The sequence below is a fragment of the Methanocaldococcus sp. FS406-22 genome, from assembly GCF_000025525.1.
Classification (GTDB): domain Archaea; phylum AGJL01; class Methanococci; order Methanococcales; family Methanocaldococcaceae; genus Methanocaldococcus.
This window is the reverse complement of the sequence record NC_013887.1, coordinates 1744387-1760939: the sequence shown is the minus strand read 5'-3', so window position 1 is coordinate 1760939 and position 16553 is coordinate 1744387. Positions and strand designations below refer to the sequence as shown.

At 32.0% G+C, this 16553-nt stretch carries 20 protein-coding genes and 1 tRNA gene; 8 read left to right on the top strand and 13 right to left on the bottom strand.

The features are described 5' to 3' along the window. Positions 1-55: 55 nt before the first annotated feature. The 3 genes from MFS40622_RS09220 to MFS40622_RS09210 form a co-directional block, all read right to left on the bottom strand. The gene (locus tag MFS40622_RS09220; protein WP_012981404.1) at positions 56-2119 is read right to left on the bottom strand and encodes a V-type ATP synthase subunit I; all 2064 of its coding nucleotides are present in this window, start codon (positions 2117-2119) and stop codon (positions 56-58) included. Positions 2120-2151: 32 nt separating this feature from the next. Beyond that, positions 2152-2466, bottom strand: coding sequence for an ATP synthase archaeal subunit H (ahaH, locus tag MFS40622_RS09215; protein WP_012981403.1), 315 nt, complete (start codon positions 2464-2466; stop codon positions 2152-2154). 86 nt (positions 2467-2552) lie between these two features. After that, entirely contained in the window at positions 2553-3065 is a 513-nt protein-coding gene (locus MFS40622_RS09210; RefSeq protein ID WP_012981402.1) for a DUF531 domain-containing protein, read from the bottom strand. A gap of 140 nt (positions 3066-3205) precedes the next feature. Between MFS40622_RS09210 and MFS40622_RS09205 the strand changes: the two genes are divergently transcribed. The 3 genes from MFS40622_RS09205 (at position 3206) to MFS40622_RS09195 (ending at position 4837) form a co-directional block, all read left to right on the top strand. Further along, positions 3206-3293: transfer RNA gene (locus tag MFS40622_RS09205), tRNA-Leu, on the top strand. Positions 3294-3353: 60 nt separating this feature from the next. Further along, positions 3354-4142 carry an endonuclease NucS gene (nucS, locus tag MFS40622_RS09200; protein ID WP_369750821.1) on the top strand — a complete coding sequence of 263 codons (789 nt, stop codon included), beginning with the start codon at positions 3354-3356 and terminating at the stop codon, positions 4140-4142. A gap of 137 nt (positions 4143-4279) precedes the next feature. Beyond that, positions 4280-4837: an XTP/dITP diphosphatase gene (locus MFS40622_RS09195; RefSeq protein ID WP_012981400.1), complete on the top strand. Its 558-nt coding sequence runs from the start codon at positions 4280-4282 to the stop codon at positions 4835-4837. Here MFS40622_RS09195 and MFS40622_RS09190 read toward each other — a convergent pair. From MFS40622_RS09190 to MFS40622_RS09180, 3 genes are read right to left on the bottom strand one after another with little or no spacing between them, the layout of a single operon-like run. Next, positions 4820-5350, bottom strand: a complete 531-nt coding sequence (locus MFS40622_RS09190) for a hypothetical protein (protein ID WP_012981399.1) — start codon at positions 5348-5350, stop codon at positions 4820-4822. The two genes, MFS40622_RS09195 and MFS40622_RS09190, sit on opposite strands and share 18 nt — an antisense overlap. A gap of 13 nt (positions 5351-5363) precedes the next feature. After that, positions 5364-5594: a hypothetical protein gene (locus MFS40622_RS09185; protein WP_048197530.1), complete on the bottom strand. Its 231-nt coding sequence runs from the start codon at positions 5592-5594 to the stop codon at positions 5364-5366. A 25-nt stretch (positions 5595-5619) separates the two neighbouring features. Next, positions 5620-5862, bottom strand: a complete 243-nt coding sequence (locus MFS40622_RS09180; protein WP_012981397.1) for a hypothetical protein — start codon at positions 5860-5862, stop codon at positions 5620-5622. Positions 5863-5926: 64 nt separating this feature from the next. Between MFS40622_RS09180 and MFS40622_RS09175 the strand changes: the two genes are divergently transcribed. Next, positions 5927-6808: a triphosphoribosyl-dephospho-CoA synthase gene (locus MFS40622_RS09175; protein WP_012981396.1), complete on the top strand. Its 882-nt coding sequence runs from the start codon at positions 5927-5929 to the stop codon at positions 6806-6808. 4 nt (positions 6809-6812) lie between these two features. Further along, positions 6813-8546, top strand: a complete 1734-nt coding sequence (glyS, locus tag MFS40622_RS09170; protein WP_012981395.1) for a glycine--tRNA ligase — start codon at positions 6813-6815, stop codon at positions 8544-8546. Here the strand turns inward: glyS and MFS40622_RS09165 are convergent. The 6 genes from MFS40622_RS09165 to MFS40622_RS09150 form a co-directional block, all read right to left on the bottom strand. Then, a complete protein-coding gene (locus MFS40622_RS09165; RefSeq protein WP_012981394.1) occupies positions 8543-8827 on the bottom strand; it encodes a winged helix-turn-helix domain-containing protein in 285 nt (94 codons plus the stop codon). The two genes, glyS and MFS40622_RS09165, sit on opposite strands and share 4 nt — an antisense overlap. Before the next feature lie 4 nt (positions 8828-8831). Next, on the bottom strand, positions 8832-9092 hold the full coding sequence (locus tag MFS40622_RS09160) for a hypothetical protein (protein WP_012981393.1): 261 nt from the start codon (positions 9090-9092) through the stop codon (positions 8832-8834). 136 nt (positions 9093-9228) lie between these two features. After that, positions 9229-9351 (bottom strand): hypothetical protein, encoded by a 123-nt coding sequence (locus tag MFS40622_RS09775; RefSeq protein WP_255348618.1) that lies wholly within the window; start codon positions 9349-9351, stop codon positions 9229-9231. Beyond that, positions 9329-9706, bottom strand: a complete 378-nt coding sequence (locus tag MFS40622_RS09650; protein ID WP_198003843.1) for an FIST C-terminal domain-containing protein — start codon at positions 9704-9706, stop codon at positions 9329-9331. The genes MFS40622_RS09775 and MFS40622_RS09650 overlap by 23 nt, the downstream gene beginning before the upstream one ends. Positions 9707-9758: 52 nt before the next feature. Beyond that, a complete protein-coding gene (locus tag MFS40622_RS09645) occupies positions 9759-10514 on the bottom strand; it encodes an FIST signal transduction protein (RefSeq protein WP_198003842.1) in 756 nt (251 codons plus the stop codon). A gap of 288 nt (positions 10515-10802) precedes the next feature. Next, on the bottom strand, positions 10803-12053 hold the full coding sequence (locus tag MFS40622_RS09150; RefSeq protein ID WP_198003868.1) for a TldD/PmbA family protein: 1251 nt from the start codon (positions 12051-12053) through the stop codon (positions 10803-10805). Positions 12054-12281: 228 nt separating this feature from the next. Between MFS40622_RS09150 and MFS40622_RS09745 the strand changes: the two genes are divergently transcribed. Beyond that, positions 12282-12755, top strand: coding sequence for a hypothetical protein (locus tag MFS40622_RS09745; RefSeq protein WP_012981391.1), 474 nt, complete (start codon positions 12282-12284; stop codon positions 12753-12755). Between the two features lie 64 nt (positions 12756-12819). Further along, positions 12820-14262 carry a hypothetical protein gene (locus MFS40622_RS09140; protein ID WP_012981390.1) on the top strand — a complete coding sequence of 481 codons (1443 nt, stop codon included), beginning with the start codon at positions 12820-12822 and terminating at the stop codon, positions 14260-14262. A 6-nt stretch (positions 14263-14268) separates the two neighbouring features. On the opposite strand, the gene eno is transcribed toward MFS40622_RS09140, so the two are convergent. Further along, complete coding sequence (gene eno / locus MFS40622_RS09135; protein ID WP_012981389.1) at positions 14269-15540, bottom strand: phosphopyruvate hydratase; 1272 nt, start codon at positions 15538-15540, stop codon at positions 14269-14271. 81 nt (positions 15541-15621) lie between these two features. Between eno and MFS40622_RS09130 the strand changes: the two genes are divergently transcribed. Next, on the top strand, positions 15622-16476 hold the full coding sequence (locus tag MFS40622_RS09130; protein ID WP_012981388.1) for a DUF4013 domain-containing protein: 855 nt from the start codon (positions 15622-15624) through the stop codon (positions 16474-16476). The last annotated feature ends 77 nt before the right edge of the window (positions 16477-16553 follow it).

Below are 16553 nucleotides of genomic sequence, written 5' to 3'. Positions count from 1 at the left end.
TTATATTTTATTGTTATATTGAGTATTGGAAAGATTTAAATAATCTTGAAAGAAGTTAAGCAGTTGTGTATTCTCTATTTGCCTTAAATGGATTGAATTTCTTACCTCCTCCTTCATAGAACTGACTAAAGAACTCTACATAGTGCAATCTTAGTGAGTGAATAAATGCACCTAAACCATTCATCACGAAGTTGAATGTATGCCCTACCAGCAATACAAGTATAGCTATGATTATTCCAACTACTGGAATAGATTCACCAACAAGCTTAGCCATGATATTTACTGCCATTGCTAAACCTCCAGTTGCCAAACACAAAGCTAACAATCTTGCATATGATAAGACATTTCCTAAAAATCCAGTAATGTCCATACCTCCAAGAACTGCTTCCATCACTCCTCCGCTCTTATAACCTTTATACATTGAAGCCAGAATTGCCAGTAAAGCAGCGACTCCTATTATTCCACCAGCTATCATCATATTTGCTCCAACAAACATTAATCCAACTCCAACGAATATTGACAGTATTAGCAGTATCCAAACTCCCTGGTTGATGAAAGCATCTCCAACATTTCCTCTTTGTATATTCTCTTTGAATCCAACAAATAGCCCAATTAACAGGTGTAATAATCCAACAAATATAGAGAACACCAATATAGTCATCGGTCCGTTGGTTACACTTATATTACCAAGTGTAAATAGCGGATGTTTTACATTTATATAGTAGCTTTCTCCCAATGGATTTACTAAAGCTAATGGTGTCTTTGTTATATCAAATCCAAAGAATTCATAGAAGAAATCTCCTAAATAGCCACCAGTTATAATACCCATTATGATTGTTGAAATCCCTGCCAATGTTAGGATGTATCCCAATTTATTAGCTCCTTCACTAACTTTACCCATCTTTTTCCAAATCCAGAATCCAATTATGGTTAGTAGCAAACCATAAACTGCATCTGTTAGCATAATTCCATAGAACAATAAGAAACCAGGGACTAAGAGAATTGTTGGATCAACTTCGTTGTATTTTGGTAGAGCATACATCTCTGTAAGCATTTCAAATGGTTTAATAACCTTTGGATTGTCAAGTAGGACAGGTATTTTCTCCTCTGGTTCATCTGGCTCAGTTATTTCGACAAATGCAAAACCTTCAGCTGAGTTTTCAATTAAGCTTTTAGCTTTTTCAGCATCTCTTGCAGGAACCCATGCCTCTATGTAGTAAGTTCTATTTGTTTTACCAAATTGGGAATAAGCATCTCCTCTTGCCTTCTCTATTGATAATAATTCATAGACAGCCAACAATTCCTTTTCCCATTTTTGTGCTAATGCTTTCAACTTTTCTGTTAAGCTGTTTCTCTCTGATTCTATTGCTTTTAATTCACTCTCTATTTTTGAGAGGGCTTCACTTGGTGTTCCTTCTACATCACTTATGTCATATCTCTCAAATTCAAATTTCCTAATCTCTGATAAAACGCTCTCAAGCTTCTCTTTTAATGTAACAAATACTATTGGGACTCTAATTTTCTTATCCTTTTCAAATTCACTTCCAGCAAATATTTCAATGTATCCGTCTGTTATTTTGTCAAGGTCTGCTTTCAATTCCCCAAGTTTTTCCTTAGGAACACTTCCTGCTCCAATAAACACATACTCCCCAGAGCCAAGGTATTTTAGATCAAACTCTAAACCTTTTAAGTAAGATATTTGCTCTTTTAATTGCAATAACTTAGATTTTTTGTTATCCAACTCTGATAATCTCTCAGCTGGTTCATCAACCTCTTTACTAATCTCATTTAATATCTTTTCAGCATACTCGATAACTTCCTGATATGAACTGAATGAAACCTTCTTCTTTTCAACAGGTTTTGGATTTAGGATATCTTTTATACTTGTCTTCTTCTGACTAACACTTGAAAACATATCTAAAATTCTACCTGCCTTTATCATCAATGATGTAACATTTCTAACATAATCAGCTGATGATGATGGTGATAACAATGTCTTCCATTCCAAATCTTCCAATTTTTCAGATAAATCACAAAGTTCAACAATCCCTTCTTCATGTAAGCTTCTTACAACATTATCAATTTTTTCATCCAATATCACCGCTTTCAACTTCTTCATCCTTACGGGTCTCACTAAAATCACCTTTTTATTTAAATTTCAAGAATCTCAGATAATTTCAACGAGAGGATTTTAACTTTAGCAATGGATATTATTTCTTTTATCTCTTTTTCCGTCTCTTCAAGAATCTTTTCAGCTTCTTTTTTTGCTTCTTCCTCTGCCTTTTTAATCATCTCCTCAACAAGTTTTTTTGCCTCTTCTTCAGCTTCAGCAATGAGTTTTTTTGCCTCTTCAATAGCCTCTGCCTTTATCTGCTCAGCTTTCTTTTTTGCTTCTTCTATTTCATTAACTGCCTGTTCTTCAGCTAATTTTACCTCTTTTATTGCCTCCATAACACTAACGCTCATACTTCCACCTGCAGTTATTGGTAATATTTTAAAATAGGATGGTATATAAAATTTTTTATCCCTGACTCTATCAAATATTTTTAATATCAAATGTATTTAGTATAGCAATATACCACAGCCGGAATACACCCAATGGCCGTACAAGTTTCTAAAGATACTTTTTTTTCGGTTATATCCAAATGATAAAGAGACGATTCCATTATATCCTTTGGCAGACCATGCCTACCCAATCCAACATATATTCCAACTGGCTTTTTCTTTAATAAATGGGCAGTATCTAACGGAGTTATAGCCTTTTTTTCATCAGGTTTGGATGTTGAAGCAATTGGAATCCCAAATTGTGGCAAAAATTTATCAACAATGAAAAATCTATTTTTTTCAATTAATTTTTCTAAGTATTCTCCAGAATTGCCAATAGTGGTTTTTATGTTTAAGATATCTTCCACATCTTTACAGGGAAAGTCCATAATCGCTAAGTTACAATCAAACGCATAACATATTGGAGCAGCTCTTGCTATTGCTCTTTTATGTGCTTCATGCCATCTTGTTTTATCATAGGAGTTGTATAAAATTAACGTCATCCTTTTCAACTTCTTCATACTTTACCTCGGGAGGAAATATGCTTCCTATTTAAATAGGTTTTTGTTATTATAGTGAAACTTATTAATATACCTTTATCTTTAACATAGAACCGAAAAATATATATATGAGTTCATCCATTCTATAATTCGCTTGCGGTGCAGGGGTCGCCAAGCCTGGCCAAAGGCGCCGGACTTAAGATCCGGTCCCGTAGGGGTTCGGGGGTTCAAATCCCCTCCCCTGCACCATTTTTTTTATTTTCATCCTCTAAATTCAAAGATTTGAAATTATGAATTCAATTGTTGGTGGTGGAGTTGGAAAAAGTTTTTCACTTAACCAGCCCCACTACCAAAGATCTGGAAAATTTTATGGATGCGTATCTATTTAACCATATTTTAATATTGTTAGCTAGATGTAGAGTTTTTTATGAAGGTAGAGCTAAGAGCCAATTAGAGGAAGGAGATAGGGTCATTATAATAAAACCAGATGGAACATTTTTAATCCATAAAGATAAAAAAAGAGAGCCAGTAAACTGGCAACCTCCAGGGAGTAATATAATCTGGAAGGTTGAAGATAACTACTTTATTTTAAAGAGCATTAGGAGAAAGCCAAAAGAGGAATTAAAGGTAGTAATTTCAGAGGTCTATCATACGTGTGCTTTTAACTGTGAAGATTATGAAGAATTAAATCTAACTGGTAGCGAATCAGAAATGGCAGAGATGATTTTCAGAAATCCAAATTTAATTGAAGAAGGATTTAAACCTCTATCAAGAGAATATCAAATCCCTACTGGAATCATTGATATCTTAGGAAAAGATAAAGATGAAAGATGGGTTATCTTAGAGTTAAAGAGGAGGAGAGCAGATTTACAGGCAGTTTCTCAACTAAAGAGATATGTTGAGTATTTTAAAAGCAAATATGGAAGAGATAGAGTTAGAGGAATTTTAGTTGCCCCTTCTTTAACTGTTGGAGCTGAAAGATTGTTGAAGGAAGAGAACTTAGAATTTAAAAAGCTCAATCCACCAAAGGGTAGTAAAAAAGACTTAAAACAGAATATGAAATCTAAAAAAACAGCTATTTTAGATGAATGGCTATAAGAAAAAATTATATATCAAAAAATGCTTAAATAGATGATACTCCCCAGTGGGTTAGCCCTCTTGACGTAGCGGAGCTAAAGGATGATAGAGGGTGTTAAACTGGGGAGACATCATCTTTATAAAATTTTGGTGAGAGTATGAAAATCTATTTTGCTACTGGAAATCCAAATAAAATTAAAGAAGCAAATATTATTTTAAAAGATTTAAAAGATGTAGAGATTGAACAGATAAAGATTGAATATCCTGAAATTCAAGGAACTTTGGAAGAGGTTGCTGAATTTGGGGCAAAGTGGGTTTATGAAAAAATAAAAAAACCAGTTATTGTTGAAGATAGCGGATTTTTTGTTGAAGCTTTAAATGGCTTTCCAGGAACTTATTCAAGGTTTGTTCAGGAAACAGTAGGAAATGAAGGAATTTTAAAATTATTGGAAGATAAAGATAATAGAAACGCCTATTTTAAAACAGTTATTGGCTATTGTGATGAAAATGGTGTTAGATTATTTAAAGGGATTGTTAAAGGAAGAGTTAGCAATGAGATAAGAAGTAAAGGATATGGATTTGCTTATGACAGCATCTTTATTCCAGAGGGAGAGGAGAGAACTTTTGCAGAGATGACTACAGAAGAGAAAAGCCAAATATCTCATAGAAAAAGAGCTTTTGAAGAATTTAAAAAGTTTTTATTGGAGAGGATTTAAATGGTTTTTAATAGTTTCTTCAACTTTCCCATCCATGTCTTTTAAGTAAATATTAAAAAACAATTTTGATTTTGGAACTAAAATAACATATTTTGTCTTATTTTTAAATTTTACTTTGTATCCTTTAAAAAATTTCCAAGGTAAAGCAAGGTGGTAGTTTAAAAATGATTTTAAAATTATAACCCCATCTTTATAGATTTCAATGTCTCCAGAGGCGGGATTAATCTTATCATATATATTAACAATAACTAAGAAAGCAAGTAAAAGTATTATTATATTTAAACTTATATGATGTATGTTAATCAAAACATAAATTGAAAATGCTAAAAGGGCCATTATTCTAAAAAATTCAAAAGCCATCCTATTTCTTCCAATTCCAATCTTTGTTGAAGTTATATAATGCCATTCTTTTTTTGCTTTTTTGTATTTTTTATGTGAATAGTAGTATAAAACTCCCTCGCTTCCAAATAAGAACAATAAGAACATACTACACAATAATAACTCGATATCCATAATATTCCTCCAATTAATGCTTAAAATATTCTTTAAGTGTTTCTTCAATCCTTCCATCTTTATCTTTTAAATATATATCAGCAGTAATTCCTTTCTTTCCAATTAACTTTATTTTTCCATTAATTTTTTCATAGCCGTTGAATCCTTTCCAGGTATAAAATTGATTAAAATAAAAGCCATCTTTATATACTTCAACTCTGTATTTCTTAAAGCAGATGAGATATATGATAAAAAAGTAGCACAACATTATAACTAAACATGAATATACATCAAGTCCAAAAGTAAAATATGGAAAATATCGCAAAAACAACAAATACTACAGTAAATGGCAATAATGCCCCATAAAACGAATAAGGAATTGTATTTTTCAAGCTATCAGAATAAGTATAAACAATTTTTTTATTTTTTCTTTCTAATTTTGAGTATCTTAAAAAGGCATAAAGCTTAATAAATGCAAAAATAAATGATAAAAAGCCAGCATAAAGATAAATAGCCATTCCAATCCCATTCATATTTCCACCTTACTGATATAACTGTATTTGTTTAATACCAAATATATAAAAATTTGGTGAAAACATGAATCCTTTTGATATAATGAAAGCATCACAAATTGCCTGTTGTTTAGAAGTTAGCTCTTTCAAACCTGGAAATGTTCATAGAAATAGAGATTATAGAGACATCAAATATCATCACTTTATAAACTCTGGAATTGCATTTGGAAACGTGGTTTATGAAGCGGCTCAAAAAGATAAGGATGTTGGCTTATACATAAAAAAGGCAGTAATTGAGAGCAAAAAATGGAGCCCTACAAATGCCAACTTAGGCATTATAATGCTACACATCCCCATAGCCATGGCTGCTGGAAAATTAGATAGTTTTGATGAAAATAAATTAAAAGATAATTTAAAGAAAATTGCTGAAAACACAACTGTAGAAGATGCTTTAAATGTCTATGACGCAATAAATATAGCCATGGCTTATGTCAATAAACCAAAGAAAGGGCCTGACGTTACTTCAGAGGATGCAAAAAAAGAACTTATTGAAAAGGGCTTAACTCTTTTGGATGTTTATAAAATATCTGCAGAATGGGATAATATAAGTAAAGAATGGGTTGATAACTTTAAAATCTCATTTGAAGGATACAATTTATTAAAAAAGTATTATGATGAACTCAACAACATAAACTTAGCTGTAACAAAAACATTTTTAAACCTATTGGCTAAATATCCTGATACATTAATCGCGAGAAAGAGAGGTTTTGAAACAGCTTTAAAAGTTTCTAAAATGGCTGAAGATGTGTTAAATAACTTTACTGAAGAGAAAGTTAAAGAATTTGACAAATATTTATCAAAAGAAGGAAACAAACTAAATCCTGGAACAACGGCTGATTTAATTGCTTCATCATTGATGATATTTATATTAGATAGGATAGATAAGGGAGAAACAGTATTATGGTGAGAGAATGGAAAAAGATATCTATGAAAAGATTATGGATTTAGCAAAAAGAAGAGGTTATCTATGGAGTTCATTTGAAATCTATGGTGGAATTGCTGGATTTGTTGATTATGGGCCTTTAGGATGCCTACTAAAAAATAACATCATATCAAAGTTTAGAGAGCAGTATATTGTTAAAGAAGGATTTTATGAGATTGAAAGCCCAACAGTAACACCTTATGAAGTTCTAAAAGCTTCTGGGCACGTTGATAACTTTACAGACCCAATTGTTGAGTGTAAAAACTGTTTAGAATCTTTTAGGGCAGACCACTTAATTGAAGAGTTTGTAGATGTAGATACTGAAGGAAAAACATTAAAAGAATTGGAAGAGCTTATTAGAAAACACAATATAAGATGTCCAAAGTGTGGAGGAGAGCTTGGAGAGGTTAAGAAATTCAACTTAATGTTTGTAACATCTATAGGACCGGGAGGAAAGAGAACTGGATACATGAGACCAGAAACAGCACAGGGGATATTTATACAGTTTAGAAGATTAGCTCAATTCTTTAGAAATAAACTGCCGTTTGGTGTTGTTCAAATTGGTAAAAGTTATAGGAATGAAATTTCCCCAAGACAGGGAGTTATTAGGTTGAGAGAATTCACACAGGCAGAGATTGAATACTTTGTTCATCCAGAGAGAAAGGAGCATGAAAAATTTGATTTAGTTAAGGATGAAGTAGTTCCATTACTGCCAGCTGAAAGGCAGATGGATGAAAACTTAAGTGAGGATGAAAAAGTAATTAAAATAAGTATTGGAGAGGCTGTTGAGAAGGGAATTATAAGGCATCAGACAATTGCCTACTTTATAGCTTTAACAAAGGGGTTTTTAGAGGCAATAGGAATTGATAAGGACAAAATAAGATTTAGGCAACACCTCCCAAACGAAATGGCACACTATGCTATTGACTGTTGGGATGCTGAAATATATACAGAAAGATTTGGATGGATTGAGTGCGTTGGAATTGCTGATAGGACAGATTACGACTTAAGAAGCCACTCCGCACATAGTGGAGTTGAGTTATCTGTCTTTGTTGAATTTGATGAACCAAAGGAGATAGAGACCTATGAGATAAATCTAAACTACAAGGTTGTTGGAAGGATATTTAAAAAAGACACAAAAGCAATCGAGGCATATATAAACAACTTAGATGAAAGGGCATTAGAAGAGTTTGTTAAAACCCTTGAAAAAGATGGTAAAATAACAATAAACATTGATGGAAAGGAATTCGAGATTTTAAAGGACTACGTTGAAATTAAAAAGGTTAAAAAGGTTATCAAAGGAGAGAAAGTTATCCCACATGTCATAGAGCCATCCTATGGAATTGATAGAATTACTTACTGTTTACTAGAACATTCATACAGAGAGGAAGAGGATAGAGTTTATTTAGATTTAAAGCCATCAATTGCACCTATAAAAGCTTATGTCTTGCCATTAGTTAATAAGGAAGATATGCCAAAAATAGCCAAGGAAATTGAGAAAATGCTAAGAGAGAATGGCATTATTGCTGAATATGATGATAGTGGAGCTATAGGAAGGAGATACATGAGAGCTGATGAGATTGGTGTTCCGTTCTGTATAACAGTGGACGGACAGACATTAAAAGATAAAACTGTAACAGTTAGAGAGAGAAACACAAGAGAGCAAGTTAGAGTTAAAATAGATGAGTTAGTTGATTATCTAAAAGAGAAATTAAAAGATTAATCCTCAAACAACTTTTTTATAATCTCATTGTCAATATAAAATTTGAATTCTTTTGCTTTATAAATTCTCTTTGCTCTACTTCCTTCTAAGACCAAATCACTTTCGACTAAACCTGCTTCTTCTAATTTTCTTAAATGAGCATAAACAACAGGTCTCGATAGTTCTAACTCTTTAGCTAACTCGTAAATATTTTTTGGCTGTTTATTTAGAATGTATAATATTTTCACCCTTATTGGATTAGACAATGCATCCCCCATTTTTACTACATCTATCAACCTCATAAAATCACTCAATTTCTTCCCATTTCTTCTTTAACTCTCTAACAATCTCCTTTATCTCTTCAATGTCTTTTTCTATTTTTACAAGTTTCTCACTGTCTATATTTTGGGTTTGCTGTTTTTTTAGTGGAGAAATCAATACATATACTATTATAGCAATAATCACAGCAATTATAACAATCCAAATTATCATCCAAACAATACCATAAAATGGGTCTGTTGAAGCGACTTCACTACCTACATAGTGCATTCCGAAACCCATTGGCATACTTTCACCAACATTAAATATTTTAATTTTAAAAATTTATAACCTCACAAAATATAAAAATTTAATGAAACTAAAAAGTGATTTATTTTTATGTTTTATAAAAACCAAGTAAATGTAAAATTTAAAATATAAAAATTTATTGAGATACCAGCTCATTTCCAATAATTAAGATGGCGGAAGTTTGGTTATGATGCCCTATTGCCCCTCCTGCTGTTGAACCTTGCTCTCCATAAGTATCAAATCCAATTAACTGGAACATCCCCTAATTTTTCTTTGATGATATCTAAATCACTAAACCCTAACCTCTCTTTAGCCAATCTCCTTAAAATACAGTTGAATATAATTACAGCCCCAATTTTCTTTGGATGTCCTGCATCTGCAATGGCTTTATCTAAAGTTTCTTCAAATTTTTTAATGGCATATTCTCTATTTGTATCCATAACTGAGAAATGAACCCCCATTGGAATCTCTGCGTAGAATGGGACTGCTCCATTTTCTTCTTTAATTGCACTTCTTACAACATACTCCCCACTAACATCTATTGTTCTGAAGCCGAATGTTTTCTCTGCAAATAGTTCAGGAGTTAGCTCATCAACATTAAGTATTTCTTTCATTCTCTCTGCTGCTGGCTTTCCATCTAACTCATAAACAACTCTCCCCTCTGATTTAGTTACAGTAGCCCCAATGTCTGTTGGATAATACGCTTAGATTCTTGGGTTTGGTGAGAGCGGAACCTCTTGTTACAGTAGCCCCAATGTCTGTTGGATAATAAGGATGCCCTATGGCTGTTCCCATCTTCAAGCCTCCACTTAAAACGCAAAGAACTGCTGAATTTGTATAAACACCATTTGCAAATTGATATGTTTGCTGGAATTTTAAATCATCTCCAGTACTGCCACCAATTATATGGGCAGATTTTCCCAATTTGCTAATAACTCCTCTTAAAAACTCCTCTTCAACTCCCTGTAATCCATCTGGTAAAACAATATTCATAAATGTCTTCATATTAGCTATATCATAAGCTCCTTTCCTCATAGCCCCTAAAAAAGTTATGAAGGGATTAAATTTTATGCTTTTGTAAGCATTTTCAACTGCTTCTAAACCAGCCTTAAATGGATTTTCTTTTAAATTTTTTCCCACTCCCACTCCAACAGATAAATATTTACTCTCCAATGTCATTACTGCAACCGTCCCGGTAGTTTCTTTCTCTGCAGATGAGCAGATTTCCCCAGCTGTAGTACATCCAACTATTGGGCAATTAACTTCATTTTTAATTGCTTCATAAACCTCATTTGGATTTAAATTTGAAGAAGCAAAAACAATAACGAGAGTTGGGTTTTTTGTTGTATCTAAAGCGTTATTTATTGCCGTTGTTGGGTCTTTGCTAATTCCAACACCTACTTTTAATGGGTCTATATGCAAAATTTCACCCCTTAACATTTTTATTTTTTCATTTTATTATTTTATTACTTTGATTATAAATATTTTTCGAATATTTGTTGATTTCTCGAGGAGAAGGAAATTTTTCAATTTTTATTTGATAGATAACAAATGATACTTCATAAAAAAGCAATAGGGTAGTGGAATTTTCACAGGAATAAATGTTCTCATTGCATATTAATGCCTAATTAAGTATTGGAGAATTCATCTGCTAGGAAGTATAAACTGCGGAAAGTCCATTCAAAAAAAGTATTTATAAAATAATAGCATTTAATTGACTATATCTCCCTTAAACACTATTGAAGGAGATATTAACTTACCCCTCTGCTCAACATCATTTAATGGAATAGCATCTTTAAACATCTCAAATATATTGCCTCCAAACATCCCTCTCTTAATTGGAATTATCTCTCCATTTTTATACAGATAGGAGTTTTGTATCTCTACAGCAAAATCTCCAGTTATTGGATTTGATGTGTGAGAACCAATGACCCCATTGATATAAACATACTCATCAAAATCATCTAAGCTGTTTTTTGTCTCTTTAATGATAAAGTTTGTTGGTGAAACATAAGGTAAAGACCTATAACTTCTTGAACAATTTCCAGTAGAGCTTTTTCCTTCTTTATTAGCCCTCTTTATATCATATAGGTAGTTCTTCAAAACTCCATTCTCAACTAAGACGGTTCTCTGCATAGCAGTTCCTTCACCATCACATTTTGAGGAATATAAAGCATAATCCAAAGTCCCATCATCAACTATTGTTATATTCTCCCCAAAAATCTGCTCCCCAATTTTTCCTTTTAAAATACTCCTATCTCTCTGCACATTTTCAGCACTGAATGCTGGCATTAACGTATAAGCCAACAAATCATACAATGCCCTTGGAGATAGAACTATATTCCCTTTATAAGATATAGCTTCTCCATTTGCTGACTTCTTAGCTAAATCCAATGCCTTATAGCTAATTTCCTCAACATCAAAGATGTTATGCCTTGTTCTGCATTCATAAGAGGTTTCTCCCTCATACATTATAGATATTGATGCTGAAAAATAGGTATCTTGTTCTTCAACATCCACACCGTTTGAGTTTATCAACCTCGCATATCCAACATCTTTGCTAACCCCTCCACTTAAAACAATGGCATTGTTATCTAAGGCAATATCTCTCATAGTTATTAAGTCCTCTAACAATTCCTTTTCATCCAAATCCAAAATCTCTTTATAGAACATCCCCTTTGGCTCTTTGTATTTTTGAGGTTCGGCAAATTCTGTATACCTATCTTCAACCAAGTTTTTCATTGCCTTATAGACGATATTTTCATCAAATCTATTTGTGTATGCAAAGCCAACCTTCCCATCCTTTATAACTCTAACTCCAATACCATAGGAGATTCCTGTTTGAAAGCTATCCACACTCTTTCCATCCAAATCAACGCTGACTTCATAAGATTTAACAAAGAAAACCTCTGTTTCAAATCCTTCATTTTCACCAATTTTTATTAATTTCTCTAAATCCATATCCATTATTTCACCTGTGTATTTTAAAAATTATCTCGTCAATTTTTGTTAAGTAGGTTATAATAGACAGTAAAATATAAATATTTTAATAAATATTTAAAATACTAAGGGATAGTATATATGGAACAAAATAACTATGAATCATCAACAGTTAAAATAAAAATTGTAGGCACAATTGAGTAAAATCATACACGATAAAACTTATCTAAAACTGTGGGGGGAAATATAATGAAAATTATTGTAAATTGGACTAGTGTTATTGTGATTGTAGTAGTATTTTGTTTTTTAATTGTATTAGGTATTTGGCTTTTATTATTTGGCTGGGATGTTGAAGTAATAATACTTGGAGGACATCTAACTCAAATAAGTGTATGGATGTTATTACTTTATTTACTCTGGTTTGGGTATATTTACACCAATACTAAGAATAATATAATTGAGTATTTTAGTGCATGTCCTATTTGTGAAAGTCCTAACATACTTGTAAAATTATCATGGGGATTTTCTATTAACGATACTCACGAAGTAGTTTGTCAAGATTGTGGAGCTAAATGGTTAATAAAAACGTCAGGATGGACAGGTAAAATAAAAACAGTTAAACTGGTAAAACCAAGTGATAATGGAACTGGACAAGAATATCTTGGCAAAGAAACAGACCCAGAGTTCTGGATTTCCATAGCTCGTAAGAGAAAACAAGATTAACTACTCTAAAATAAAATTTAGAACATAAATTATTATTATCTCAGAAAATTAGTGGGGGGCGGATATGATATCCAATAAAGAAATTAACTCATTTATTTCTTTTGTTCAATCTTCTAAAAATCCCTCTAAATTGTTTAGTATTCCATACTTGTCCATATACAGTGGAAGGAACTCCAATATAAGATTTGGAACAAGACATGTTTTTGCCGATTTTCCAAGAATAGCAAATGAGTGTCTATATGTGGAAATAAGACATATTTGCAATGAAAAATTTAAAGATGCTGTAAATATAGCACCAAAAACAATAAATGAACTTAATCACAAAATTAACAAAATAAAATCAACCATTGATGATATAAATAAAGAAAAAACTGATGAAAATACTCAAATTGGTTTTATTTCAAAGAATCTTGAAGAAATTGGTATTAAATGGAGGATTCGATATGAACCATATTATAAAACACCGGTTATAATAATCGACGCAAAACGTTATTATAAAGAATTTTGGCCAGAGAAAATTAAAAATTTTATTGAAAAGTTAAATAATGGTTATGATTATCCTCACCAAATTTACGAAATGGCAAGTGAGCTCACACCAAGATATGAAAGATTAGATTTAGATGTAAAGCCTCCAGAGATATTTGAAGTTCTTGAAAATTGTGGATTGAGCTTATCTAAAGAATTAACTGAAATCCAAAAACTTATAGAAAAATTAAAGAAAATTATCGTTATTCCTACTGAAAGTATAGAGTTGTTTGAATTAAAAGTATTTGTTGATTCTACTTTTGCAGATATGCTTAACCTACTATACCAACTACGTCATATAGCAAATAATGGCCAATATTTTTCTGGATATCTATTGCTTAGAAAATTGCTTGTTGATATTGGAGCAATACTTTTTATGTATTCATTAAGTAGAGAATACCCGAAAATTGTAGAATTAAATTTTCTTTCAGAAGAAGAAAAGAATAAACTATTTTATGTTGGAATTAAATATTACATTGAAAACTTTGAAAATATATGGTTTAGACCATTTTATGATGAAAGAGGAGTGGTAATCTTAGCTCCTCTCCGTTATGATAAAGAAGATAAAAAAACCAACCATAATATAACTAATTACAAAGTATTAAAAGGAACATACAAAAATAGAAACTTTATTAAATGGCTAAAAGAAGAAAAAGAGGATATTGACTTTAAAGATACGTTATTTATGGAAACAATAGATATTCTTAGAATCCATAAATTGTTTGTATTCGATGCTATCGAACAGAATATTACTTTACCAGATAAAAAAGAAGAAAAACTAAATAATCCATCGTATAAAGCATACATTGAATATCATAAACTCAGTAATGCAGTCCATAACCCAATATTAGTTGATTTTCCACCATTTTCATCAACAATTGAATATTTAGGATTTTTGCATCACTTAAAAATAGTTAAAGAAATTATATCTGAATCATACAAGAATCTTAAAAATATAATATCTATTGAAAAGAAAAAATGAGAGAATTTAAAATGGGCATCTGAAGTTTTTACCAGCATACTTACTCAATCCCAACTCTTGCTCAATTCTAATTAACTGGTTGTATTTAGCTGTTCTTTCCCCTCTTGCTGGAGCTCCTGTCTTTATTTGCCCAGAGTTTAAGGCAACTGCCAAATCAGCTATTGTTGTATCCTCTGTCTCTCCACTTCTGTGTGAGACAACAACTCCATACCCATTTCTAAATGCCAATTGAGCGGCATCAACTGCCTCACTCAAAGTTCCAATCTGATTAACCTTCAACAATAACGCATTTGCGGCTTTCATCTCAATACCTTTTCTTAATCTCTCAACGTTTGTAACAAACAAATCATCTCCAACTATTTGAATATCCAACTCTTTAGTCATCATTGCAAAGCCCTCAAAGTCCTCTTCATGGAATGGGTCTTCGATTGAGACGATTGGATATTCTTCAACCAATGCCTTATAATAATCTAAAAGCTCTTCTCTTGTTAATTTTCTGCCCTCAACGTAATAGTAGCCATCTTTATAAAACTCTGAGGCGGCAGCATCTAAGGCAAAGACAATTTCATCCCCATATCCAGCTTTTTTAACACTTTCAGTTAGTAAATCTAAAGCCTCTCTTGATGTTTTTAATGGAGGGGCAAAACCTCCCTCATCTCCAACATTCACAGCATTCTTACCATATTTTTCCAATATAACATTTTTTAATACGTGATATACTTCAGAACCCATCCTTACTGCCTCTGATATTGAAGTAGCTCCAACTGGCATTATCATAAACTCTTGCAAATCTAAATCATTTCCAGCATGTTTTCCTCCGTTTATAACGTTCATCATTGGAACTGGCATAACATAGGAGTTAAATCCTCCCAAATACTTGTAGAGGGGGATTTTTGCCGTTGCTGCTGCTGCCTTTGCTACTGCCAAAGAAACAGCCAATATTGCATTAGCTCCAAGCTTAGATTTGTTTGGAGTTCCATCTAATTGAATCATTATATTATCTATTTCTCTCTGCATCCTTGCATCATATCCTAAAATCTCTGGCCTAATTATTGAATTTACATTCTCAACTGCCATTAAAACTCCTTTTCCTCCAAATCTCTGCTCTTTATCTCTCAACTCCAATGCCTCATGAGTTCCAGTTGATGCACCACTTGGAACAATTGCTGAACCATAGCCGTTTCCTTTTGTTATAACCTCTACTTCAACCGTTGGGTTTCCTCTTGAGTCAATAACCTCTCTCGCAACAATATCTTTAATCTCAAATCTCTCATCCATGTTGTATAACAAGTTATCACCCAGTAAAGATTTTAAATAATTTTATAGATAAATTTTTATAATAAACTTAGGGGTGAGGTTATGGGAACTATTGAAAGTTATTTAAAAGATACATACAACTATATCATTTTTAACTTTAAAAAGTTATGTGTTGGAGGGTTAATAAGTGCAATAGTTGGTGCTATGGGTGGGGCATTGGTTGGATTTATGCAACTGTTCATAGAAAAAACAAATACAGATTCTTTTTATTTTATAATGTTATTTATGATTTATATAGCCATAGTTCTTCTTATTGGATTGGTCGTATCAATGCTTATATCTGGTTATTACGTTAGAGTTATGAGAACAACTGTTGAAGGACTTGATGAAGCTCCTAATTGGGACAATATTGGAGACTTGCTTGTTAAGGGGATTTTATATCTCATTGGTAATTTTATACTGGTAATAGCTTTTTTACTAATCCCAGCTATAGTTTTTGTGCTTGGAATGTTTATGATGCATTTCAACAACATGCTTGGAGTGGCTGTTATGTTGTTTAGTGTGCTATTGATAATTTTGTTTAGTTTTGCCCTTTGGTTTTATTCTAAGTTGGCAGAGGTTAATTATTCAGTTAAAGGATTTTTTGGATTCTTTGAATTTAGGGAAATATTTAAAATGATAAGTTTAAAATATGTTATTTTGCTAATTGTTATTGCAATTATTGGAATTGTTATAAGCTTAATAATTGTAATACCACTTGATATAATCGGAGTATTCTTAGAAATTTTGGCATACAACAACAAAAACATTGCAGTTGTTTATATGGTGATAAAGATACTCTCCTACGCATTATCAGCATTTATTGATTTCTATTTAGGGATATTTTCAATAAGAGCAGTTGCATTATATTATAAAGATATAGTGTCTTTCAAAACTTCTGAAATAACTGAGGCATAGATGAACGCCTTCCTTTGGAAGGCGTTCAATTTTTCCTTGAATAAATTTTATTAATTTTGAAAGACACTATAAAAATG